General features: G+C 71.9%; 19 protein-coding genes. 9 read left to right on the top strand and 10 right to left on the bottom strand.

Features of this window, described 5'->3' with window-relative positions; genetic code table 11:
- Positions 1 to 72: 72 nt before the first annotated feature.
- On the bottom strand, positions 73 to 1,065 hold the full coding sequence (locus ACYVAQ_RS03300; protein WP_460787025.1) for an aldo/keto reductase: 993 nt from the start codon (positions 1,063 to 1,065) through the stop codon (positions 73 to 75).
- 45 nt (positions 1,066 to 1,110) lie between these two features.
- Between ACYVAQ_RS03300 and ACYVAQ_RS03295 the strand changes: the two genes are divergently transcribed.
- Positions 1,111 to 2,691 carry a bifunctional phosphatase PAP2/diacylglycerol kinase family protein gene (locus tag ACYVAQ_RS03295; protein ID WP_460787024.1) on the top strand — a complete coding sequence of 527 codons (1,581 nt, stop codon included), beginning with the start codon at positions 1,111 to 1,113 and terminating at the stop codon, positions 2,689 to 2,691.
- On the opposite strand, the gene ACYVAQ_RS03290 is transcribed toward ACYVAQ_RS03295, so the two are convergent.
- A complete protein-coding gene (locus ACYVAQ_RS03290) occupies positions 2,688 to 3,095 on the bottom strand; it encodes a DUF4446 family protein (protein ID WP_460787023.1) in 408 nt (135 codons plus the stop codon). The two genes, ACYVAQ_RS03295 and ACYVAQ_RS03290, sit on opposite strands and share 4 nt — an antisense overlap.
- A 42-nt stretch (positions 3,096 to 3,137) precedes the next feature.
- Here ACYVAQ_RS03290 and ACYVAQ_RS03285 point away from each other — a divergent pair, with 42 nt between their 5' ends.
- The 3 genes from ACYVAQ_RS03285 (at position 3,138) to ACYVAQ_RS03275 (ending at position 5,486) form a co-directional block, all read left to right on the top strand.
- Positions 3,138 to 3,971, top strand: coding sequence for a prephenate dehydratase (locus tag ACYVAQ_RS03285; protein ID WP_460787022.1), 834 nt, complete (start codon positions 3,138 to 3,140; stop codon positions 3,969 to 3,971).
- A gap of 71 nt (positions 3,972 to 4,042) precedes the next feature.
- On the top strand, positions 4,043 to 4,408 hold the full coding sequence (locus tag ACYVAQ_RS03280; RefSeq protein WP_460787021.1) for a Crp/Fnr family transcriptional regulator: 366 nt from the start codon (positions 4,043 to 4,045) through the stop codon (positions 4,406 to 4,408).
- A 1-nt stretch (position 4,409) separates the two neighbouring features.
- Positions 4,410 to 5,486 (top strand): adenylate/guanylate cyclase domain-containing protein, encoded by a 1,077-nt coding sequence (locus ACYVAQ_RS03275; protein WP_460787020.1) that lies wholly within the window; start codon positions 4,410 to 4,412, stop codon positions 5,484 to 5,486.
- 6 nt (positions 5,487 to 5,492) lie between these two features.
- On the opposite strand, the gene ACYVAQ_RS03270 is transcribed toward ACYVAQ_RS03275, so the two are convergent.
- Both ACYVAQ_RS03270 and ACYVAQ_RS03265 read right to left on the bottom strand, forming a co-directional pair.
- Positions 5,493 to 6,425 (bottom strand): DUF5926 family protein, encoded by a 933-nt coding sequence (locus ACYVAQ_RS03270; RefSeq protein ID WP_460787019.1) that lies wholly within the window; start codon positions 6,423 to 6,425, stop codon positions 5,493 to 5,495.
- Between the two features lie 9 nt (positions 6,426 to 6,434).
- Positions 6,435 to 7,214 carry a glycerophosphodiester phosphodiesterase gene (locus ACYVAQ_RS03265; protein ID WP_460787018.1) on the bottom strand — a complete coding sequence of 260 codons (780 nt, stop codon included), beginning with the start codon at positions 7,212 to 7,214 and terminating at the stop codon, positions 6,435 to 6,437.
- Between the two features lie 51 nt (positions 7,215 to 7,265).
- On the opposite strand from ACYVAQ_RS03265, the gene ACYVAQ_RS03260 reads away from it, so the two are divergent.
- From ACYVAQ_RS03260 to ACYVAQ_RS03250, 3 genes are all read left to right on the top strand, one after another.
- Entirely contained in the window at positions 7,266 to 8,078 is an 813-nt protein-coding gene (locus ACYVAQ_RS03260) for a putative protein N(5)-glutamine methyltransferase (RefSeq protein WP_460787017.1), read from the top strand.
- Positions 8,079 to 8,142: 64 nt separating this feature from the next.
- Positions 8,143 to 9,576 (top strand): glyceraldehyde-3-phosphate dehydrogenase, encoded by a 1,434-nt coding sequence (locus ACYVAQ_RS03255; protein ID WP_460787016.1) that lies wholly within the window; start codon positions 8,143 to 8,145, stop codon positions 9,574 to 9,576.
- A gap of 111 nt (positions 9,577 to 9,687) precedes the next feature.
- On the top strand, positions 9,688 to 10,341 hold the full coding sequence (locus tag ACYVAQ_RS03250) for a hypothetical protein (protein ID WP_460787015.1): 654 nt from the start codon (positions 9,688 to 9,690) through the stop codon (positions 10,339 to 10,341).
- A gap of 13 nt (positions 10,342 to 10,354) precedes the next feature.
- Here the strand turns inward: ACYVAQ_RS03250 and ACYVAQ_RS03245 are convergent, their stop codons facing one another.
- On the bottom strand, positions 10,355 to 10,822 hold the full coding sequence (locus tag ACYVAQ_RS03245) for a Rieske (2Fe-2S) protein (protein WP_460787014.1): 468 nt from the start codon (positions 10,820 to 10,822) through the stop codon (positions 10,355 to 10,357).
- A gap of 18 nt (positions 10,823 to 10,840) precedes the next feature.
- Positions 10,841 to 11,311: a DUF2231 domain-containing protein gene (locus ACYVAQ_RS03240; RefSeq protein WP_460787013.1), complete on the bottom strand. Its 471-nt coding sequence runs from the start codon at positions 11,309 to 11,311 to the stop codon at positions 10,841 to 10,843.
- 101 nt (positions 11,312 to 11,412) lie between these two features.
- Here ACYVAQ_RS03240 and ACYVAQ_RS03235 point away from each other — a divergent pair, with 101 nt between their 5' ends.
- Positions 11,413 to 12,105 carry a response regulator transcription factor gene (locus ACYVAQ_RS03235; RefSeq protein WP_460787012.1) on the top strand — a complete coding sequence of 231 codons (693 nt, stop codon included), beginning with the start codon at positions 11,413 to 11,415 and terminating at the stop codon, positions 12,103 to 12,105.
- A complete protein-coding gene (locus tag ACYVAQ_RS03230; RefSeq protein ID WP_460787011.1) occupies positions 12,102 to 13,433 on the top strand; it encodes a HAMP domain-containing sensor histidine kinase in 1,332 nt (443 codons plus the stop codon). Before ACYVAQ_RS03235 ends, ACYVAQ_RS03230 begins: the two co-directional genes overlap by 4 nt.
- Here ACYVAQ_RS03230 and ACYVAQ_RS03225 read toward each other — a convergent pair.
- From ACYVAQ_RS03225 to ACYVAQ_RS03210, 4 genes are read right to left on the bottom strand one after another with little or no spacing between them, the layout of a single operon-like run.
- Positions 13,381 to 14,232, bottom strand: coding sequence for a COG4705 family protein (locus ACYVAQ_RS03225; protein ID WP_460787010.1), 852 nt, complete (start codon positions 14,230 to 14,232; stop codon positions 13,381 to 13,383). The genes ACYVAQ_RS03230 and ACYVAQ_RS03225 overlap by 53 nt on opposite strands.
- A gap of 46 nt (positions 14,233 to 14,278) precedes the next feature.
- Positions 14,279 to 14,959 carry an HNH endonuclease family protein gene (locus tag ACYVAQ_RS03220; protein WP_460787009.1) on the bottom strand — a complete coding sequence of 227 codons (681 nt, stop codon included), beginning with the start codon at positions 14,957 to 14,959 and terminating at the stop codon, positions 14,279 to 14,281.
- Positions 14,960 to 15,016: 57 nt separating this feature from the next.
- Positions 15,017 to 15,829: a crotonase/enoyl-CoA hydratase family protein gene (locus ACYVAQ_RS03215; protein WP_460787008.1), complete on the bottom strand. Its 813-nt coding sequence runs from the start codon at positions 15,827 to 15,829 to the stop codon at positions 15,017 to 15,019.
- Positions 15,826 to 16,896: an LLM class F420-dependent oxidoreductase gene (locus tag ACYVAQ_RS03210; protein WP_460787007.1), complete on the bottom strand. Its 1,071-nt coding sequence runs from the start codon at positions 16,894 to 16,896 to the stop codon at positions 15,826 to 15,828. The genes ACYVAQ_RS03215 and ACYVAQ_RS03210 overlap by 4 nt, the downstream gene beginning before the upstream one ends.
- Positions 16,897 to 16,950: the final 54 nt, after the last annotated feature.

Below are 16,950 nucleotides of genomic sequence, written 5' to 3'. Positions count from 1 at the left end.
GACAGTCCCGCTACTCGGGCGTGACAAACCCCGGTTTCGGGAGTGACAAACCCGGGTCTCGGCGAAGACGCGTCAGAAGGGGGCGACCTTCTCCGGCGCGGGGAAGATCTCGTCCAGCTCGGCGAGGTCCTCCGCGGTGGGGACCCACGAGGCGGCCGCGGCGTTCGCGGCGACCTGCTCGACACGGGTCGCGCCGGCGATGACCGAGGTCACCGGGTCCTGGGCGAGCAGCCAGCCGATGGCGACCGTGACCTCGGACAGCCCACGGGCCGCGGCGAACTCGCCGTAGGCGACGAGCTGGGGCGAGGTGGCCTGCTCCACCAGGTGCGTGCGGGTGCGGGTGAGCCGGGTGCCCTCGGGGGCCACGCCGCCGGCGTACTTGCCGGTGAGCAGGCCGTTGGCCAGCGGGAAGTACGGGAGCACGCCGAGACCGAGCGCGCGGGCTGCGGGGAGCACTTCGAGCTCGGCGCGCCGGTCGAGCAGGTTGTACTGGCTCTGGCTGGAGATGAAGCGGGTGGTGCCGAGCGCGCGGGCGACGTACTCGGCCTCGGCGATCTCCCATCCGGCCCGGTTGGAGTGGCCGATGTAGCGGACCTTGCCCTCGCGCACCAGGTCGTCGAGCGCGCTGAGCGTCTCGTCGATGGGGGTGAGCGGGTCGGGAGTGTGGAACTGGTAGAGGTCGATCCAGTCGGTGCCGAGCCGGCGCAGGGACGCCTCGACCGCCGTACGGATGTAGCGGCGGGAGCCCCTTGCGCCGCCGTCCGGGCCGTTCACGCCGCCCATGTCCATGCCGAACTTGGTCGCCACGACCACGTCGCGCCGGCGCCGGCCGAGCGCGGCGCCGAGGCACTCCTCGGACAGGCCGGGGGTCGCGCCGTAGGTGTCGGCCACGTCGAAGAAGGTGATGCCCGCGTCGATGGCCGCGCCGACGACGCGGTCGGTGCCTTCCTGGGACTCGGTGGCCGTGCCGGGCCGCCCGAGGTTGTTGCAGCCCAGTCCGACGGCCGAGACGGAGAGCCCGGATCGGCCCAGGCGACGGAGCGGTACGGCGGGGGCGTCGGTCATGCTCCGACGCTATCCCTGCTCCGTGTCGCAGATATCCTCAGGCCCGTGCTCGACCGTCCCCGCTGGGCTCCCCTGCTGTGGTCCGTGCTCCTGCTCGGGCTGTTCGCCGGGCTGACCGGGCTCGTCGCGGGTCACTGGTCGCCGCTGGTCTCGCTCGACGACCAGACCCGCGGCTGGGCGGTCACCGCGAGCACCCCGGCCTGGTGGGTGCACGTGCTGCTCGGGATCGAGGTGGCTTTCGGCAACATCGGCATGACGGCGTACACGCTGCTGCTCGCGGGCTGGCTCGCCTTCGTCCAGAAGCTGCACCGGGCGGCGATCCTCGTGGTCGCCACGATGCTCGCCTGCCTGCTGGTGACCACCGGGGTCAAGGCGCTGATCGCCCGTGACCGACCCGCGTGGCAGTGGACCTCAGCGGTCCTGCACGGCCACTCCTTCCCGTCGGGGCACTCCTCCCACATCGCCTCGTTCGCGGGGCTGGCGATGGTGATCGCGCTGATGCTCATCCGCCGCTCCGCCTTCCGCCGCCTCGTGTACGCCGGCGCGACGCTGGTCGTGCTCGTGGTGGCCGCCGACCGCATCCTGCTGGGACGCCACCACCTGACCGACGTGGTGGGCGGGGTGCTGCTCGGTGCCGGCCTGGTCCTCCTCGGGCTGGCGCTCTACAGCCCGCTGCCGAAGAGCCACGCCCTCGGCGCACTCCCCCTGCCCGAGGCCTACCCGGGCAACCGCGAGCTGGCAGTGATCCTCAACCCGATCAAGGTCGAGTCGGTCTCCCAGTTCCAGTCGCTGGTGACCCAGATGGCGCTCGCCTCCGGGTGGTCCGAGCCGCGCTGGCTGTTCACCACGGTCGAGGACTCCGGCACCGGCCAGGCCCACGAGGCGGCCGTCGGCGGCGCCGAGCTGGTGCTGGTCTGCGGCGGCGACGGCACGGTCCGCGAGGTGTGCGCCGAGCTCGCCGGCACCGGCATCCCGGTCGGCATCGTGCCCGCCGGCACGGGCAACCTGCTGGCCCGCAACCTCAGCCTCCCGCTGTTCATCCGGGCCGCCATCGACATCGCCCTCACCGGCCAGGACCGGGCCATCGACATGGTCCACGTGACCGGCGATGGCATCGAGGACACCCACTTCATGGTGATGGCCGGCCTCGGCTTCGACGCCGCGATCATGGAGGGCGTCAACGAGGACATCAAGGCCAAGGTCGGCTGGCTGGCCTACGTGCTCTCCGGCCTGAAGGCGCTGATGTTCCCGACCATGCGGCTCGAGATCTCCGTCGACGACGGCCCGTGGACCAAGCACCGCGCCCGCACCTGCGTCATCGGCAACGTCGGCTCGCTGCAGGGCGGGATGAACCTGATCCCCGACGCCGCGATCGACGACGGCCAGCTCGACGTGGTGCTGCTCTACCCGCGCAAGTTCCTCAGCTGGATCCCGATCGTGGTGCGCATCCTGTCGCGCCGCGAGGAGCGCGCTGGGGAGTCGGTCGCGCGGATGACCGGCCGCAAGGTCGCGGTCCGGGCGACGACGGACGTGCCGCGCCAGCTCGACGGCGACATCATCGGGCTCGGCAAGGAGCTGACCATGGAGTGCATCCACGGCCGGGTGCTGGTGCGGGTGGCGCGCTAAAGGCGTGCCATGCGCGCGTGCGCGACCGCCTCGGACTCCTCCGGGGACAGCTCGGACTCGCCCGCCCAGGCCGCGATCGGCTTGGCGTAGGTGCGCGCCTCGTCGCGGCCGCGGATCGAGGTGAGCACGACCCCGTCGCCGGCGTCGTCGAGGAGGGCGAGCGACCACGACAGCCGGCCGCCCATCTCGTCGAAGGCGTCGTAGCGGACCACGGCCAGGTGGCGCAGCGCCCCCTTGGCCTCCTCCCGGAGGGCGGCCACCTCGGCCCGCAGCGACGGTACGTCGACGGGCAGGTCGGCGGCGGCGTCGGGACGTGCGGCGGACCGGCGTACCTCCAGGCGGGTGAGGACCGCCAGGGCCAGCGCGGCGATCGCGACGAGCAGGGCGAGGATGCCGAGGACCATGTGCGCAACGGTAGTGAAGGACGACGCCCTACCCTTGGCGCCATGCCCCGCATCGCGTACCAGGGGGAACCCGGCGCCAACTCCCACATCGTGTGCAAGGAGCACTACCCCGACTGGGAGGCCGTTCCGTGCGCCTCGTTCGAGGACGTGTTCGCCGCGGTGAAGAACGGCGAGGCCGACCGCGCGATGATCCCGATCGACAACTCGATCGCCGGTCGCGTCGCGGACATCCACCACTTCCTGCCCGACTCGGGCCTGCACATCGTGGCCGAGCACTTCCTGCGCATCCAGTTCGCGCTGATGGCGCTGCCGGGGGTCGGGGTGGACGAGATCGAGACGGTCCACAGCCACGTGCACGCGCTGGGCCAGTGCCGCCGGGTGATCCGCGAGCTCGGCCTCAAGCCGGTCATCTCCGGCGACACGGCCGGCGCCGCGCGCGAGGTGGTCGAGGCCGGCGACCGCCGGATGGCCGCGATCGCGCCGCCGCTCGCTGCCGAGGTCTACGGGCTGGAGATCCTGCGCGCCGACGTCGAGGACGAGGACCACAACACGACCCGCTTCGTCGTGCTCTCGCCCGACTTCGAGCCCGCTCCGGTGGGCGACGGACCGTTCGTGACGAGCTTCGTCTTCAACGTCCGCAACCTCCCCTCCGCGCTGTACAAGGCGCTCGGCGGGTTCGCCACCAACGGCATCAACATGACCAAGCTGGAGAGCTACATGGTCGGTGGGGAGTTCGCCGCCACCCAGTTCCTGGCGGAGGTCGACGGGCACCCCGACGAGCCCGGGCTGAAGCGGGCGCTGGAGGAGCTCACCTTCTTCACGACCGACATCAAGGTGCTGGGGGTCTACCCGGCCGACCCGTTCCGGCTGCGCTGACCGTGACACGGCGTCACCGGATGTCGAAGTTTGTCCTCCCGCACAGCCACGTTCGGCACTAAGGTGCCAGCATGGCAACGTTCTTCGAGCACTTCACGCCGACCGAGATCGCACGGATCAGCGGCGCCGGCCGACGTGTGAAGCTCCCCGCGGGCTGGTCCCCCATCTGGGCGGACACCCCCGCCGACAAGGCGTACATCATCCTCAGCGGCACCGTCTCCATCCGTCGTGACGGTGAGGAGATCGCGCAGTTGGGCCCGGGCGACATCGTCGGCGAGGCCGGCATCACCGGCGGCAAGCTGCGCTCCGCCACGGTCGTGGCGCTCACCCCGCTCGAGACGATCCACCTCACCGACGAGACGCTCCGAGAGCTCGACCACGACTGGCCGGCCTTCCACGAGGCGCTCGCCGACGTGGCGCAGTCCCGCCTGTCCTGAGGTGACCGAGACCCCCGACGACGGGGTCGACCGGGAGGTCGACTCCGTCGTCGCTGCGCCTGCGGGTGCTGACGCCGTGGACGGTGCCGGCCTGCTCGAGCAGCTCGAGGAGAGCCTCCTCGGATCGTTGCCCACGATGAGCCAGGAACAGATCGCCGAGCGCGCCGGCATCCCGCTCGAGCTCGCCAACGAGCTCTGGCGCCAGCTCGGCTTCGCCTCCACCCCGCTCGGCGAGATCGCCTACACCGAGGCGGACCTCGAGGCGCTGCGCCTGACCAAGGACCTCATCGACCTGGGCGTTCTCAACGCGGACCGCCAGGAGGGCCTGGTCCGCACCTGGGGTCGGAGCTTCGCGCGCCTCGCCGAGTGGCAGGCCGCGCTGCTCGCCGACGTGGCCGTCGAGAGCGGGATGGACCTCGCCGACGCGCTGGTCCTGCTCGGCGACGAGGCGCTCCCGCGGGTCGAGAAGCTGCAGGACTACACCTGGAAGCGGCACCTGCTCAGCGCCGCCGGCCGGCTGCTGGTCGACCGCTCCGGCGCGCACGCGGCGGGCGTCTGCTTCGTCGACATCGTCGGCTACACCTCGCGCTCCCGCACCCTCGACGACGCCGAGCTGGTCGAGTGGCTGGAGGCCTTCGAGACGCGCGCGCTCGTCACCGTGGTCGAGCACCACGGCCGGATCATCAAGAACATCGGGGACGAGCTGCTCATCGTCGCCGACAGCCCGCAGGACATCGCCGAGATCGCGCTGGAGCTGGTCGCCCGTGGGCAGGACCCCGACGACGAGTTCCCGGCCGTCCGCGCCGGTGTCACGTACGGCGACGTGGTCAGCCGGCTGGGCGACGTCTACGGCCCGGTCGTGAACATCGCCGCCCGGCTCACGTCGGTGGCGCGGCCCGGGACGGTGCTGATCGACCGCGGGCTGCACGAGGCGCTGGGTGGGCTGCCGGAGCAGGCCGAGGGCGAGCCGGACGACGACCACGGCGCCGAGGGCTCGGCGTACCGCTTCCGGCGGCTGCGGCGGGTCTCGGTCAAGGGCTACTCCCGGCTGCACGTGTGGGTGCTCAGCCGGCGCTGACCCCGCTCAGCGGATGGTGACCTGACGGTTCGCGAGCCCGTTGCGGGCCGACCGCTCCTCGGCGGTGAGCTCGCCGTCGGCCAGCTCGGCGAGCGCCGCGTCGAGCTTCGCCTTGAACGCCGCCGCGGGCGCCTCGACGGCCTCGGCACCGGTGCCGACCGGCAGGTCCCAGACCGGGGCGAGCAGGCCATGGGCGCGGAACATGCCGACGAAGCGCGCGTCCGGGACGATCACGTCGTCGCCGCGCACGTGGAGGCGCGCGAGCGCGTCGAGCAGCGCGTCCTCGGGCTCGGGCATCACCCAGCGCAGGTGCTCCTTGGCGCCCATCCGGGTCCAGTACGCCGCCTCGACCTCGGTCAGCCGCGCCGTCGGCGAGGCGGCGCCGTCCGCGGCCTCGAGTGCCTGGGCGACCTCGTCGGTCGCGTCCATGTCGGCCACCCAGAAGTCGAAGCCGTCGTGCACCGTGATGGTGAGCGGGGCATCGACGAGGAGGTCCTGGAGGCGCGGGCCCGGGCCGGGGTCGGCGGTCAGGCCGACGACGCCGGGCTCGGCGGTCAGCGCGGCCTCGAGCACGGCGCCCAGGTCGCGGGCCGGGTCGCCGTACGCGTGCTGGACCTGGAGGCCGAGCCAGATGGCGCCGCTCTCCCGGACGAGCGCGGGCGCGGCCATCGGCAGCAGCGTGCAGAGCTGGACGGTGCGGTCCTCGTGGCCCTGGACGGTGATCGGGGCGCTCGCGGCGGGGACCAGCTCGCGCAGCGCGACGACGTCACACTCCGAGGCGAGGCCCTCGAACGGCCGCTTGACGAACACCTGGCCGCCGCCGGGCGCGCCGTGGCACGCCTTGTAGCGCTTGCCGGAGCCGCACGGGCAGGGCTGCCGCGGACCGACCTCGCCGGGTGCGAGGGGCTTGGCGGTCTGGGTGCGGTTGCGCTTGGCCATGCCCGGAATCTACTGATCGAGCAGGCCCAGCATGAACTTCGGGCGGTCGGTGATGATGGCCTTCACGCCGGCGGCCCGGCACAGCTTGAGCTGGTACTCGTGGTTGACCGTCCAGACGTGGATGTCGCGGCCGGAGCGGACCATCGAGTCCAGGGTGCGGGGGTTCTGCTCGAGCATCCGGATGCCGGGGCCGAGGATCCACTCCGGCGGTGTGGTGCGCTTGAGGACCGGCCAGTAGCTGGGACGGTCGAGCAGCTGCACGAGCCGGACCTCAGGAGCGAGCCGCTGGACGCGCTGCAGGGCGGTGTTCGAGAAGCTCATCACCCGGATCGGGGCGCCCTCGGTGTGCCAGCCGAACTCGCGCAGCATCTCGACCAGCCGCTTCTCGACCAGCCCGCTGTAGCGGGTCGGGTGCTTGGTCTCGATCGCCACCTCGACCCGGCGCGGGTAGTCCGCGACGGTCTCGAGCAGCTTGCGCAGGGTGAGGACGCCGCGGAGGTTCTCGTCCTCGTCGGGCGCCTCGTCGTCGAGGTCGGCCCACGGGTTCTTCCAGGCCGCGAAGTCGAGCTCGGAGAGGTCGGCCAGCTCCATCCGGGAGACGACCCCCTTGCTCGCGGCGGTACGCCGGAGGTCCCGGTCGTGCACGCACACGAGGTGTCCGTCCGCGGTCAGCCGGACGTCGCACTCCAGCCCCTCGGCACCGACCTCCAACGCCTCCAGGTAGGCGCCCAGCGTGTGCTCGGCCAGCTCATGACTCGCGCCCCGGTGGGCGACGACCTGCGGTCGCATGGGGACAGTGTCGTGCATCCGGGCAACGGTGCGATGACCGACACTGGGCGGGTGCCCGAACTCGACCCGCTGGTGACCCGGCTGCGCGCCGCCGGCTGTGTCTTCGCCGAGGACGAGGCAGCTGTGCTCCGGTCGTCGGCGGGGTCGCCCGAGGACCTCGAGGCGATGGTGGAGCGGCGGGTCGGGGGCGAGCCGCTGGAGCACGTGGTGGGCTGGGTCGACTTCGCCGGGGTGCGGGTCGCGGTCGAGCCGGGGGTGTTCATCCCTCGGCAGCGGACGGCGCTGCTGGTGGAGGTCGCCGCCGCTTGCTTGCCGGCAGGTAAGCACTTACCTGCCGGCAAGCAAGTGGAGGCGACGGTCGTCGACCTCGGCTGCGGCAGCGGAGCCCTGGGCCTGGCCCTGGCCCGCACCCGACCGCCCGGCGAGGTCGCCGTGCACGCGGTCGACGTCGATCCCACGGCCACCGCGTGCGCGCACCGCAACCTGGCCGACGTGCCCGGGAAGGTCCACATCGGCGACCTCTTCGACCCGTTGCCGGCGGCGCTGGCGGGCACCGTCGACGTACTCCTCGCGAACATGCCGTACGTGCCCACCCGTGCCCGACGGCTGATGCCGGCCGAGTCCCGCGACCACGAGCCCCCGTTCACCACCGACGGGGGCGAGGACGGCCTGGAGCTGATCCGCCGCGTCGCCGCCGAGTCACCGCGCTGGCTGCGGCCCGGCGGCACCGTGCTCGTCGAGACCGGCGAGGACCAGGCCGAGGCGGTCGCCACCCTGTTCGCCGCCCACGACCTGATCCCGACGACCCATCGCGACGACGACCGTTGGGCGACCGTCGTGAGCGGCATCTCACGCTCACGCTGATTCCCCGCCGCCCGCCGCGCTCCCCTACGATCGCGGGGAGTTTCCGGAGCCCGAAGGGGATGCAGTGACTGTCAACGAGGACATCTTCGACCGTTGGAAGAACCGCGAGTCGACCGCAGAGGCGATGATCCCGATCATCGGCAAGCTGCAGCGGGAGAAGGACCTGACGATCCTGCTCCACAGCCGGTCGCTGATGAACAAGTCGGCGGTCAGCATCCTCAAGATCCACCGCTTCGCGCGCCAGATCGAGGGCGAGGAGCTCTCGGTCGTCCAGACGATGCCGTTCCTCGAGGCGATCGCCGACCTCGACGTGCGCGCCGCCAAGATCGACCTGGCGCTGCTGCTCAAGGCCTACAAGGCCGCGGGGGAGCCCGACGACGTCGCCGCCTTCACCGCCGAGGCCCTCGCCGGCGCCATCGGCGAGCACGAGACCCCGGCCGGCACCGACGTCGTCCTCTACGGCTTCGGCCGCATCGGCCGCCTCGTCGCGCGCCTGCTCATCGAGAAGACCGGCTCGGGCAACGGCCTGCGGTTGCGTGCCGTCGTCGTCCGCAAGGGCGGCGAGGGCGACCTCGCCAAGCGCGCCTCGCTGCTGCGTCGCGACTCGATCCACGGCCAGTTCAACGGCTCGATCACGGTGGACGAGGAGCGCAACGTGATCATCGCCAACGGCAACGAGATCCAGGTCATCTACAGCAACGACCCCAGCGAGATCGACTACACGGCGTACGGCATCGACGACGCCATCCTCATCGACAACACCGGCAAGTGGCGCGACCGCGAGGGCCTCTCGCAGCACCTGCGCCCGGGCATCCGCAAGGTCCTGCTGACCGCACCGGGCAAGGGCGACGTCCCGAACATCGTGCACGGCGTCAACCACCTCGACACCAACCTCGACGAGACCGTCCTGTCCTGCGCGTCCTGCACGACCAACGCGATCGTGCCGCCGCTGAAGGCGATGGAGGACGAGTTCGGCATCATCCGCGGCCACGTGGAGACGGTGCACTCGTTCACCAACGACCAGAACCTGCTGGACAACTACCACAAGGCCGACCGCCGCGGTCGCTCCGCGCCGCTCAACCTGGTCATCACCGAGACCGGCGCCGCGTCGGCCGTCGCGAAGGTCCTGCCGGACCTGCAGGCCAAGATCACCGGCAACTCGATCCGCGTCCCCACCCCCGACGTCTCGATCGCGATCCTCAGCCTGCAGCTCAAGCGGGAGACCACCCGCGAGGAGGTCCTCGACCACCTGCGCAAGGCCTCGCTGGTCGGCCCGCTGGCCCGCGCCCTGGACTACACCCAGGCCAACGACGCCGTCTCGACCGACTTCGTCGGCGCCCGGGCCGCCTCGATCGTGGACGGCAACGCCGCGATCGTCGACGGCGACAGCGCGATCCTCTACGTCTGGTACGACAACGAGTTCGGCTACTCCTGCCAGGTGCTGCGCACCGTGCAGTACATCTCCGGCGTCGAGTACCCGACCTTCCCGCAGCTGTAGGGACCCGTACGACGCACCACGGCCCGGTCGCTCCTCAGGAGCGGCCGGGCCGTTGCGCATTCCCGGCGACCGGCGCACACTGAAAAACAGGGATAGTGATCGGACGACGAGATGCAGGACGAACTCTCAGCGAATGTCGAACTGACCCACGAGGTGCTCGCGGCGCGGCTGGCCCACGCCCGGCAGAGCAGGCCCACCCGGGACCGGCCCCGTGACCGATTCCCCGCGACCGACCGGTTCCTGGCCAGCGCCAGCCGGCACGTCGCGGCGGCCAACGCCGTGCTGCTCCCTGCGGTGGCACGTCAGGTTCCCGAAGGGCGTCAGTTCGCCAAGGAGTTCGCCCGGCAGAGCCGTCGGCTGGAGGCCGCGCTGGCCGAAGCGAAGGGCAAGCTGTACGGGTCGACGTACAACATCCGCACGCCGTGGACCTCGGTATGGGGCGAGGTCCACGACGAGCTGGAGGCCTGGTTCGCGATGGAGGAGTCCCTGGTCAGGCGACTGACGGCCTCCCCCGACGTACGCCGCAGCATCGCGCAGCGCCTCTACACCGACGAGTCACGGGCGCCGAGCCGACCACACCCGTACCTGCCGCACCGGGGCCTCGCCGGCCGAGCGGCGCGGCAGGTCGCCCGCAGGGTGGATCGGTTCTGGGACACCGCCGAGGGGCGGATGCTTCCCGAACCGGTCCACTCCGCCACGCATGGCCGCGACGGACGGCTCACCCGCTACCTGCTCGCGGACCCGGACTTCACGCCCCCCGAGTAAGTCCCGCGCGGGCTCAGGCCTGCAGGTAGATCTCGCCGCCGGAGACCGTGATCTTCTTCTCCGGCAGCGCCGTCGCGGCCGGGCCCTGCAGCACCGAGCCGTCGGTGATGGAGAACTTGCTGCCGTGGCACGGGCAGTCCAGCGTGGCGCCGGCGGCGACCGAGCACCCGGCGTGGGTGCAGATCGAGCTGAAGCACTTGAACTGGCCCTTCGTCGGCTGGGTCACCACGACCGACTCGCTGGCGAAGACCGCACCGCCGCCGACCGGGATGGCGGACGTGGCGCCGAGCTGGGTGCCGGACGGCGCGTTCCCGCCGCCCGTCCCGGTGGTCGCGGCCGAGGTCGCCGGAGTCGATGCGGGAGCATTCGGGTCACCCGCCACCTGGTTGCCCTTGCTGCCGCAGGCAGCGAGCAGCGGGACCGCTGCTCCTGCGCCGGCCAGGGCGACGATGCTACGGCGGGGAAGGGCGTTGTCGGTCATGTCTCTCCTCGAGTCGCCTCAGTTGCCAGCGGCGCTGGCGGGAACGGTGTTCTGAACCTGGTCTTCCCACGCGGCACGCGCACCGGAGTCACCCACACGGTAGACCTGCACGCCCGCCGCGAGCGCGGCGACGATCGCGAGCGCACCCACGACCTTCAGCGGGTTGCCCACCTTGCCGCGCCGGTCCAGCACGACCAGCACGACGTCGAGCAGCAGCAGGGGCAGGGCGAACCAGATCAGCTGGTCGCCGAGCTGGGCGTGCTTGCCGGGGTCGCCGACGTGGGTCTCGAGGGACTCGCCGCTGGAGGTCGCCACCGGGATGAGCAACGTCGCCAGGAGCGAGCAGCCGACCAGCAGCAGGCCGTACGACCGGCGCCAGGCGGGCCGGACGACGAGGGCGATGGTGCCCAGGATCGCGAGCGGCAGCAGCACGACCACGGCGTGGACGACGAGGGGGTGCACAGGCAGGCCGTTGATCACGTTGAACATGGGGACAGCCTCCCCATCCCGGGGTCAGGCTCGCGCCAACGCCACGTCAAGAGCACGTCAAGGATCGCCCAGAGGCTGCTGAGGATCACTACATTCGAGGCGTGGCGACGGTGATGGTGGTCGAGGACGACGGAGCGATCCGGCAGGCGCTCACCCGCGGGCTGTCCTCCCTCGGTCACGTCGTCACACCGGTCTCGCACGGCGCCGAGGCGGTCAGCGCCTTCGCGGCGGCGCCGGTGGAGGTGGTGGTCCTCGACCTCGGGCTTCCGGACATGGAGGGCGAGTCGGTGCTGGGCGTCGTCCGCGCGCTCGGCGACGTGCCGGTCATCGTGGCCACGGCGCGCGACGACGACCGCGAGGTCGTGCGGCTGCTCGACGCCGGCGCGGACGACTACCTGATCAAGCCGTTCTCGGTCGCCCAGATGGACGCCCGGATCCGCGCGGTGCTCCGTCGTACGACGCAGGCCCCGGGCTCCTCCCCCGAGCTGACCGTGGGGGAGATCGTCCTGGACGGTCGCGCCCGGGAGGCCACCCTCGCCGGCCGTCCGCTGGAGCTCTCCCGGCTGGAGTTCGACCTGCTCCAGTTCCTCATGCAGCACGCGGGCGAGGTCGTGACCAAGCCGGTCCTCCTCGCCGAGGTCTGGCGGCAGCCGTGGGGCGGCGCCGACCGCACCGTCGACGTCCACCTGTCCTGGCTGCGCCGCAAGCTCGGGGAGACCGCGGCCGAGCCGCGCTACCTGATCAGCGTGCGTGGGGTGGGCGTGAAGCTGGTCGACCCGGGGGCGCCCCAATGAGGCTGCGCACCCAGGTCACCGTGCTCGGCGTCGGCACCGCCGCGCTCGTCATCGTGCTCGCGAGCATCCCGATCGCGCTGCTGCTCCGCAACAAGGCGTACGCCGAGGCCGAGCAGCGGGCGACGTACGCCGCCCAGGGCACCGCCGACTACATGACCACGAGCAGCTACAACGGTCCGACGCTGGAGCTCTACCTGAACCGGCTCAACGACCGTGTCAGCACCCCGGTGACCGTCCTCGAGCCCGGCGGCCAGATGGCCGGAGCGCCGCTGAGCGCCGATGCCCGTGCGGCCGCGCTGCGGGTCCCGGCGCCGGCCCTCGGCGACCACGACCGGGACAACCACGACCTCGGGGCGGTGTCGCGTCCCCAGGCGGCCACGATCGACGACGGACGGGTGGTCCAGGTGTTCTGCGCCGCGCACGGCGGGAGTGCCCGGGTCGTGGCGACCGTGGACTACGGCTCGGTGGGCAGCACGGTCCGCGCGCAGAACCTCGGCATCGGCGCAGTGGCCCTGCTCCTGCTCGCCCTGGCCTGGCTCGCCGCCGACCTCGTCGGCCGCCGCATCACCCGCCCGCTCGGGCTCACCGCGGACACCGCGAGCGCGCTGAGCCGCGGTGAGATGCACGCGCGGGCGCCGGTGGCGGGGCCGCCCGAGGTCGCGCGGGTCGCCGAGGAGCTCAACGCCCTCGCCGCGCGGATCGAGGAGCTGCTCACCATGGAGCGGGAGAACGCGGCCGACCTCTCCCACCGGCTCCGTACGCCGCTCACCGCCGTCCGGCTGGGGGTCGAGGCCCTGCCCGACGGGCTGCAGCGGCTCGAGCTCGAGGAGCACGTCGCCCTGGTCGAGCGCAGCCTCACCCAGCTGATCCGGGCCGCGCGGCGGGGCGACCGCGAGGGGCTGCACCCCGCGTGCGACGCCGCGGCCGTGGTCCGCGATCGGGTGGCCTTCTGGAAGCCGCTCGCCGAGGACCAGGAGCGCAGCTGCACCGTCACCGTGCCGGACACCCCGGCGAAGGTCCGGCTCGTGGCCGACGACCTGGCCGGTGCGCTGGACGGCCTGATCGAGAACGCGATCGCGCACACCCCGGAGGGCGTCTCGATCAGCGTGCAGGTCACGGCCGACGGCGATGACTGGCGGATCGAGGTCCTCGACCAGGGGCCGGGCATCCCGGCGACGGCGATCGAGCGCGGTCGCAGCGACCGCGGGTCGACCGGCCTGGGCCTCGACATCGCCCGCTCGACCGCGGAGGCGGCCGGCGGGCGGCTGGAGCTGGTCAGCGAGGGTCGCTGGCGCGGCGTACGACTGCTGCTTCCTGCTGCCCCGTGATGTCCTCGGGCTCGGCGTGGGCGAGGGCGTGGTGGCCCTCCTCGTCGCCGTGCGTGCGCCACAGGTAGGCGACGAGCACGCCGAACGCCAGCAGCCCGGCGGCCGTCACCGGACCGGTACCGAGGGCGACGCCGCCCTGGTCCTTGGCGTGTGCCAGCCAGTCGGCGACGCTCGCACCGAGCGGCCGGGTCAGCGAGTACGCCGCCCAGAAGCACACGACCGCGTTCGCGCCCAGGCGCCAGGCCGCCAGCGGGACCAGGATGAGCACGCCGAACAGGATGATCGAGCCCATGAAGCCCATGTGCATGTTGATCGCGGTGGTGTCGCCGAGCGCGGTGCCGAGACCGAAGGTCAGCAGCACGGTCGCCCAGTAGAACCGCTCGCGGCGGGCCGTGGTGATCGAGTGCACCGACAGGGTGCCCTCGCTCCGGCGCCACCAGGTCAGGACCGCGACGAGCGCGAGCAGGTAGACGCAGGAGTCGACGTAGTACGGCGTACCGAGCACCACGTGCGGGCCGTCGGCCACCATCGTGCCGAACACGGCGACCATGAGCACCGTCGTCCAGTACCGGATCGGGCTGTACGTCGAGGCGCGCAGCTGCCACCACAGCGCCATGAAGAACCCACCGATGCCGACCACGGCGGCCAGCACCAGGTTCGTGGTGCCCATGAAGTCGGCGCCGGTCTCACCGATCGCGGTGGTCAGCAGCTTGACCACCCAGAACAGGACGAAGACCTCCGGCACCTTGGGGGCGACGAAGGTGCGGGGTGCTGTGCGTTCGGCAGTGCGCTCAGTCATGCGAGGACGGTAGGTGGCCCTTCATGAAGGGGACCTGAAATGGCAGTCAGGAGGTGACGGTCGCCACGTGCGTACGCAGCGTCGGGTTGCCGCAGTAGGTCGCCATCCGGAGCAGGTCGGCCTTCTCGGCGCGGTCGATCGCCAGGCCCCACCGGGTCTTCACGACCACCCACGAGCGGACGTAGCGGCAGGGGTGGTCGATCGGCATCCACTCGTCGGGCTCCTGGTCGCCCTTGGAGCGGTTGGCGTGCAGCGAGACGGGCACCAGCGTGCGCGGGTCGGCGAGGTCGTTGGCGTAGGCCTCGCGTCGGGCCGGGGTCCACCGCTTCCCGCCCGACGCCCACACCTCGGCCAGCGGGACGAGGTGGTCGATGTCGAGCTGGAAGGCCCGCAGGTAGGTGGTGTCGTCGTACCAGTCGTACCAGCGGCCGGTCTCGACGGTGCAGTACTGGTTCTGGGTGACCGGCACCGTGGACGAGCGCTGCAGCACCTCGGCGCGGGTGTCGCAGCCGTCGTGGTCCTGGTCGGTCCAGGTCGGGAACAGGTCGCGGTCGTAGCCGTTCGGCGTCTCGGCGGCCACCTGCAGCGCGTTGATCGCGGCCCTCATCCGCAGCACGACGAGCGTCCCGTTGCCGGCGTACGACGACGCGTGGGCGGGCGCGGGCAGCAGGCCGCCGAGCACGAGACCGAGGACGACGAGCAGGACCGACCGAGAGAGGCGATGCACCCGCGCACGGTATGTCATCGCGCCGCTCCCCCGTGGTCTTTCGGTGGAGGTCGGGACCTACTGCCCGCGGTACGCCGGCGGCCGCTTCTCCAGGAACGCGCCCACGGCCTCGTCGAGGTCGTCGCTCATCAGGAACGCGGAGTTCCACACCGCCACGTAGCGCAGGCCGGCCTCGACCCGCGGGCCGCGCTCGGCGTCGAGCACGTCCTTGATGCCGCTGGTCACCAGGGGCGAGTTGGCAGCCATCCGGCCGGCCAGGTCGGCGGCCGCGGCGCGGAGGGCGTCGCCGTCGGCGTACACGGTGTTGACCAGGCCGATCCGCTCGGCACGCGCCGCGTCGATGTCGTCGCCGGTGAGGGCGAGCTCGCGCAGGTGGCCGTCGCCGATGATGCCGACGAGGCGCTGCAGGCTGCCGAGGTCGGCGACGATCGCGACCTTGACCTCCCGGACGCTGAACTTCGCGCCTGCCGTGCTGATCCGCACGTCGCACGCCGCTGCGAGGTCGACGCCGCCACCGATGCACCAGCCCTCGATCGCGGCGATGGTGGGCTTGCGGCAGGCCGCCACCGCGGTGACGGTGTCCTGCAGGTCGCGGATCTCGTCCAGGAACTCCACGCGTCCGCGGGCACCGGGGAGCGTCGACCTCCGGCCGAAGCTGCCGGCCGCCTCCGCCAGGTCGAGCCCGAACGCGAAGTGCCCGCCGGTGCCGGTGAGGACGATCGCCCGGACGTCGTCGTCGCGGTCGAGCGCACGGACGGTCTCCCGCAGCTCGGCGAAGTACGCCGTGTCCATCACCGGCTTGCCACCGGCGCCGACGAGCTCGACCGTGGCGACGTGGCCGTCGCAGGTGACTCCGAAGCGCCCGCTCACGAGGCCGCCCCGGCCGTGCGCCGCTCCTGGAGGAGACCGGCCAGGACCCGCATGTGCTCGACCTTGTCCGCGTCGTCGGGCGCGACCGGCGAGGTGAGCAGCGTGCGCACGCCGCCGGCCTCCAGCGCGTCGAGCTTGGTCCGCAGCTGGTCCTCGTCACCGAAGAGGGCGACCGCGTCGACCAGGTCCTGAGGTACGGCGGCCGCGGCCTCCGCCTTGCGACCGGACAGGTAGAGGTCCTGGATGTCCTTGGCCTCGGACTCGTAGCCGTAGCGGCAGGCCAGCTGGTTGTAGAAGTTCTTGTCGCGGGCGCCCATGCCGCCGATGTAGAGCGCCAGCTGGTTGCGGACCGCGGCGACGGCCTCCGGCGACGGCTCCCCGACCGAGAACGGGATCTGCAGCTGGATGTCGAGCTCGCCGAGGCCGGGGTCGCGCTTCGAGAAGCCCTCCTCGAGCGCGTCGGCCCACGCGTTGGCCGCCTTGCCCGGGTGGAAGAACAGCGGCTGCCAGCCCTGCGCGATCTCGGCGACCAGGGCGACGTTCTTCTCGCCCAGGGCCGCGATCGAGATCGGGATGTCGCTGCGCACCGGGTGGTTGATCAGCTTGAGCGGCTTGCCGAGGCCGGTGCCGCCGTCCTCCTTGGTCAGCGGCGCCTTGTAGTACTTGCCGGCGTGGTCGAGGACCTCGCGCTTCCAGATCGTGCGGCAGATCTCGACGACCTCGCGGGTGCGGCCGATCGGGGCGTCGTACTTGACGCCGTGGAAGCCCTCGACGACCTGCGGACCCGACGCACCCAGGCCCAGGGTGAACCGCCCGTTCGAGACGTGGTCGAGGCCGGCGGCGGTCATCGCCAGGAGCGCGGGCGTGCGCGAGTAGACCTGCAGGATCGCGCTCATGATCTCGAGCCTCTCGGTCTTCGCAGCCACGAAGCCCAGCTGGCTCACCGCGTCGAAGGAGTAGGCCTCGGGGATGGCCACCATCTCCAGGCCGGCCTGCTCGTAGGCCTGCAGCAGCTCGACGGTCTCCGCGAACTCGCCGGCGTAGTTGATGATCATTCCGAGCTTCATCGGCCCGGCCTCCTTCGCTAGAGTGAAACCAGTCAGCACAGACTGGTTGATGGC

It is taken from the genome of Nocardioides maradonensis, assembly GCF_054777115.1.
The sequence above is the reverse complement of the archived record's forward strand: the minus strand, read 5'-3'. Positions and strand labels throughout refer to the sequence as shown.

Coding starts and splice junctions, on each gene's coding strand:
- ACYVAQ_RS03300 (WP_460787025.1), bottom strand. CDS start 1,065: ATGACCGACGCCCCCGCCGTACCGCTCCGTCGCCTGGGCCGATCCGGG.
- ACYVAQ_RS03290 (WP_460787023.1), bottom strand. CDS start 3,095: ATGGTCCTCGGCATCCTCGCCCTGCTCGTCGCGATCGCCGCGCTGGCC.
- ACYVAQ_RS03285 (WP_460787022.1), top strand. CDS start 3,138: ATGCCCCGCATCGCGTACCAGGGGGAACCCGGCGCCAACTCCCACATC.
- ACYVAQ_RS03280 (WP_460787021.1), top strand. CDS start 4,043: ATGGCAACGTTCTTCGAGCACTTCACGCCGACCGAGATCGCACGGATC.
- ACYVAQ_RS03270 (WP_460787019.1), bottom strand. CDS start 6,425: ATGGCCAAGCGCAACCGCACCCAGACCGCCAAGCCCCTCGCACCCGGC.
- ACYVAQ_RS03265 (WP_460787018.1), bottom strand. CDS start 7,214: ATGCGACCGCAGGTCGTCGCCCACCGGGGCGCGAGTCATGAGCTGGCC.
- ACYVAQ_RS03250 (WP_460787015.1), top strand. CDS start 9,688: ATGCAGGACGAACTCTCAGCGAATGTCGAACTGACCCACGAGGTGCTC.
- ACYVAQ_RS03245 (WP_460787014.1), bottom strand. CDS start 10,822: ATGACCGACAACGCCCTTCCCCGCCGTAGCATCGTCGCCCTGGCCGGC.
- ACYVAQ_RS03240 (WP_460787013.1), bottom strand. CDS start 11,311: ATGTTCAACGTGATCAACGGCCTGCCTGTGCACCCCCTCGTCGTCCAC.
- ACYVAQ_RS03230 (WP_460787011.1), top strand. CDS start 12,102: ATGAGGCTGCGCACCCAGGTCACCGTGCTCGGCGTCGGCACCGCCGCG.
- ACYVAQ_RS03225 (WP_460787010.1), bottom strand. CDS start 14,232: ATGACTGAGCGCACTGCCGAACGCACAGCACCCCGCACCTTCGTCGCC.
- ACYVAQ_RS03210 (WP_460787007.1), bottom strand. CDS start 16,896: ATGAAGCTCGGAATGATCATCAACTACGCCGGCGAGTTCGCGGAGACC.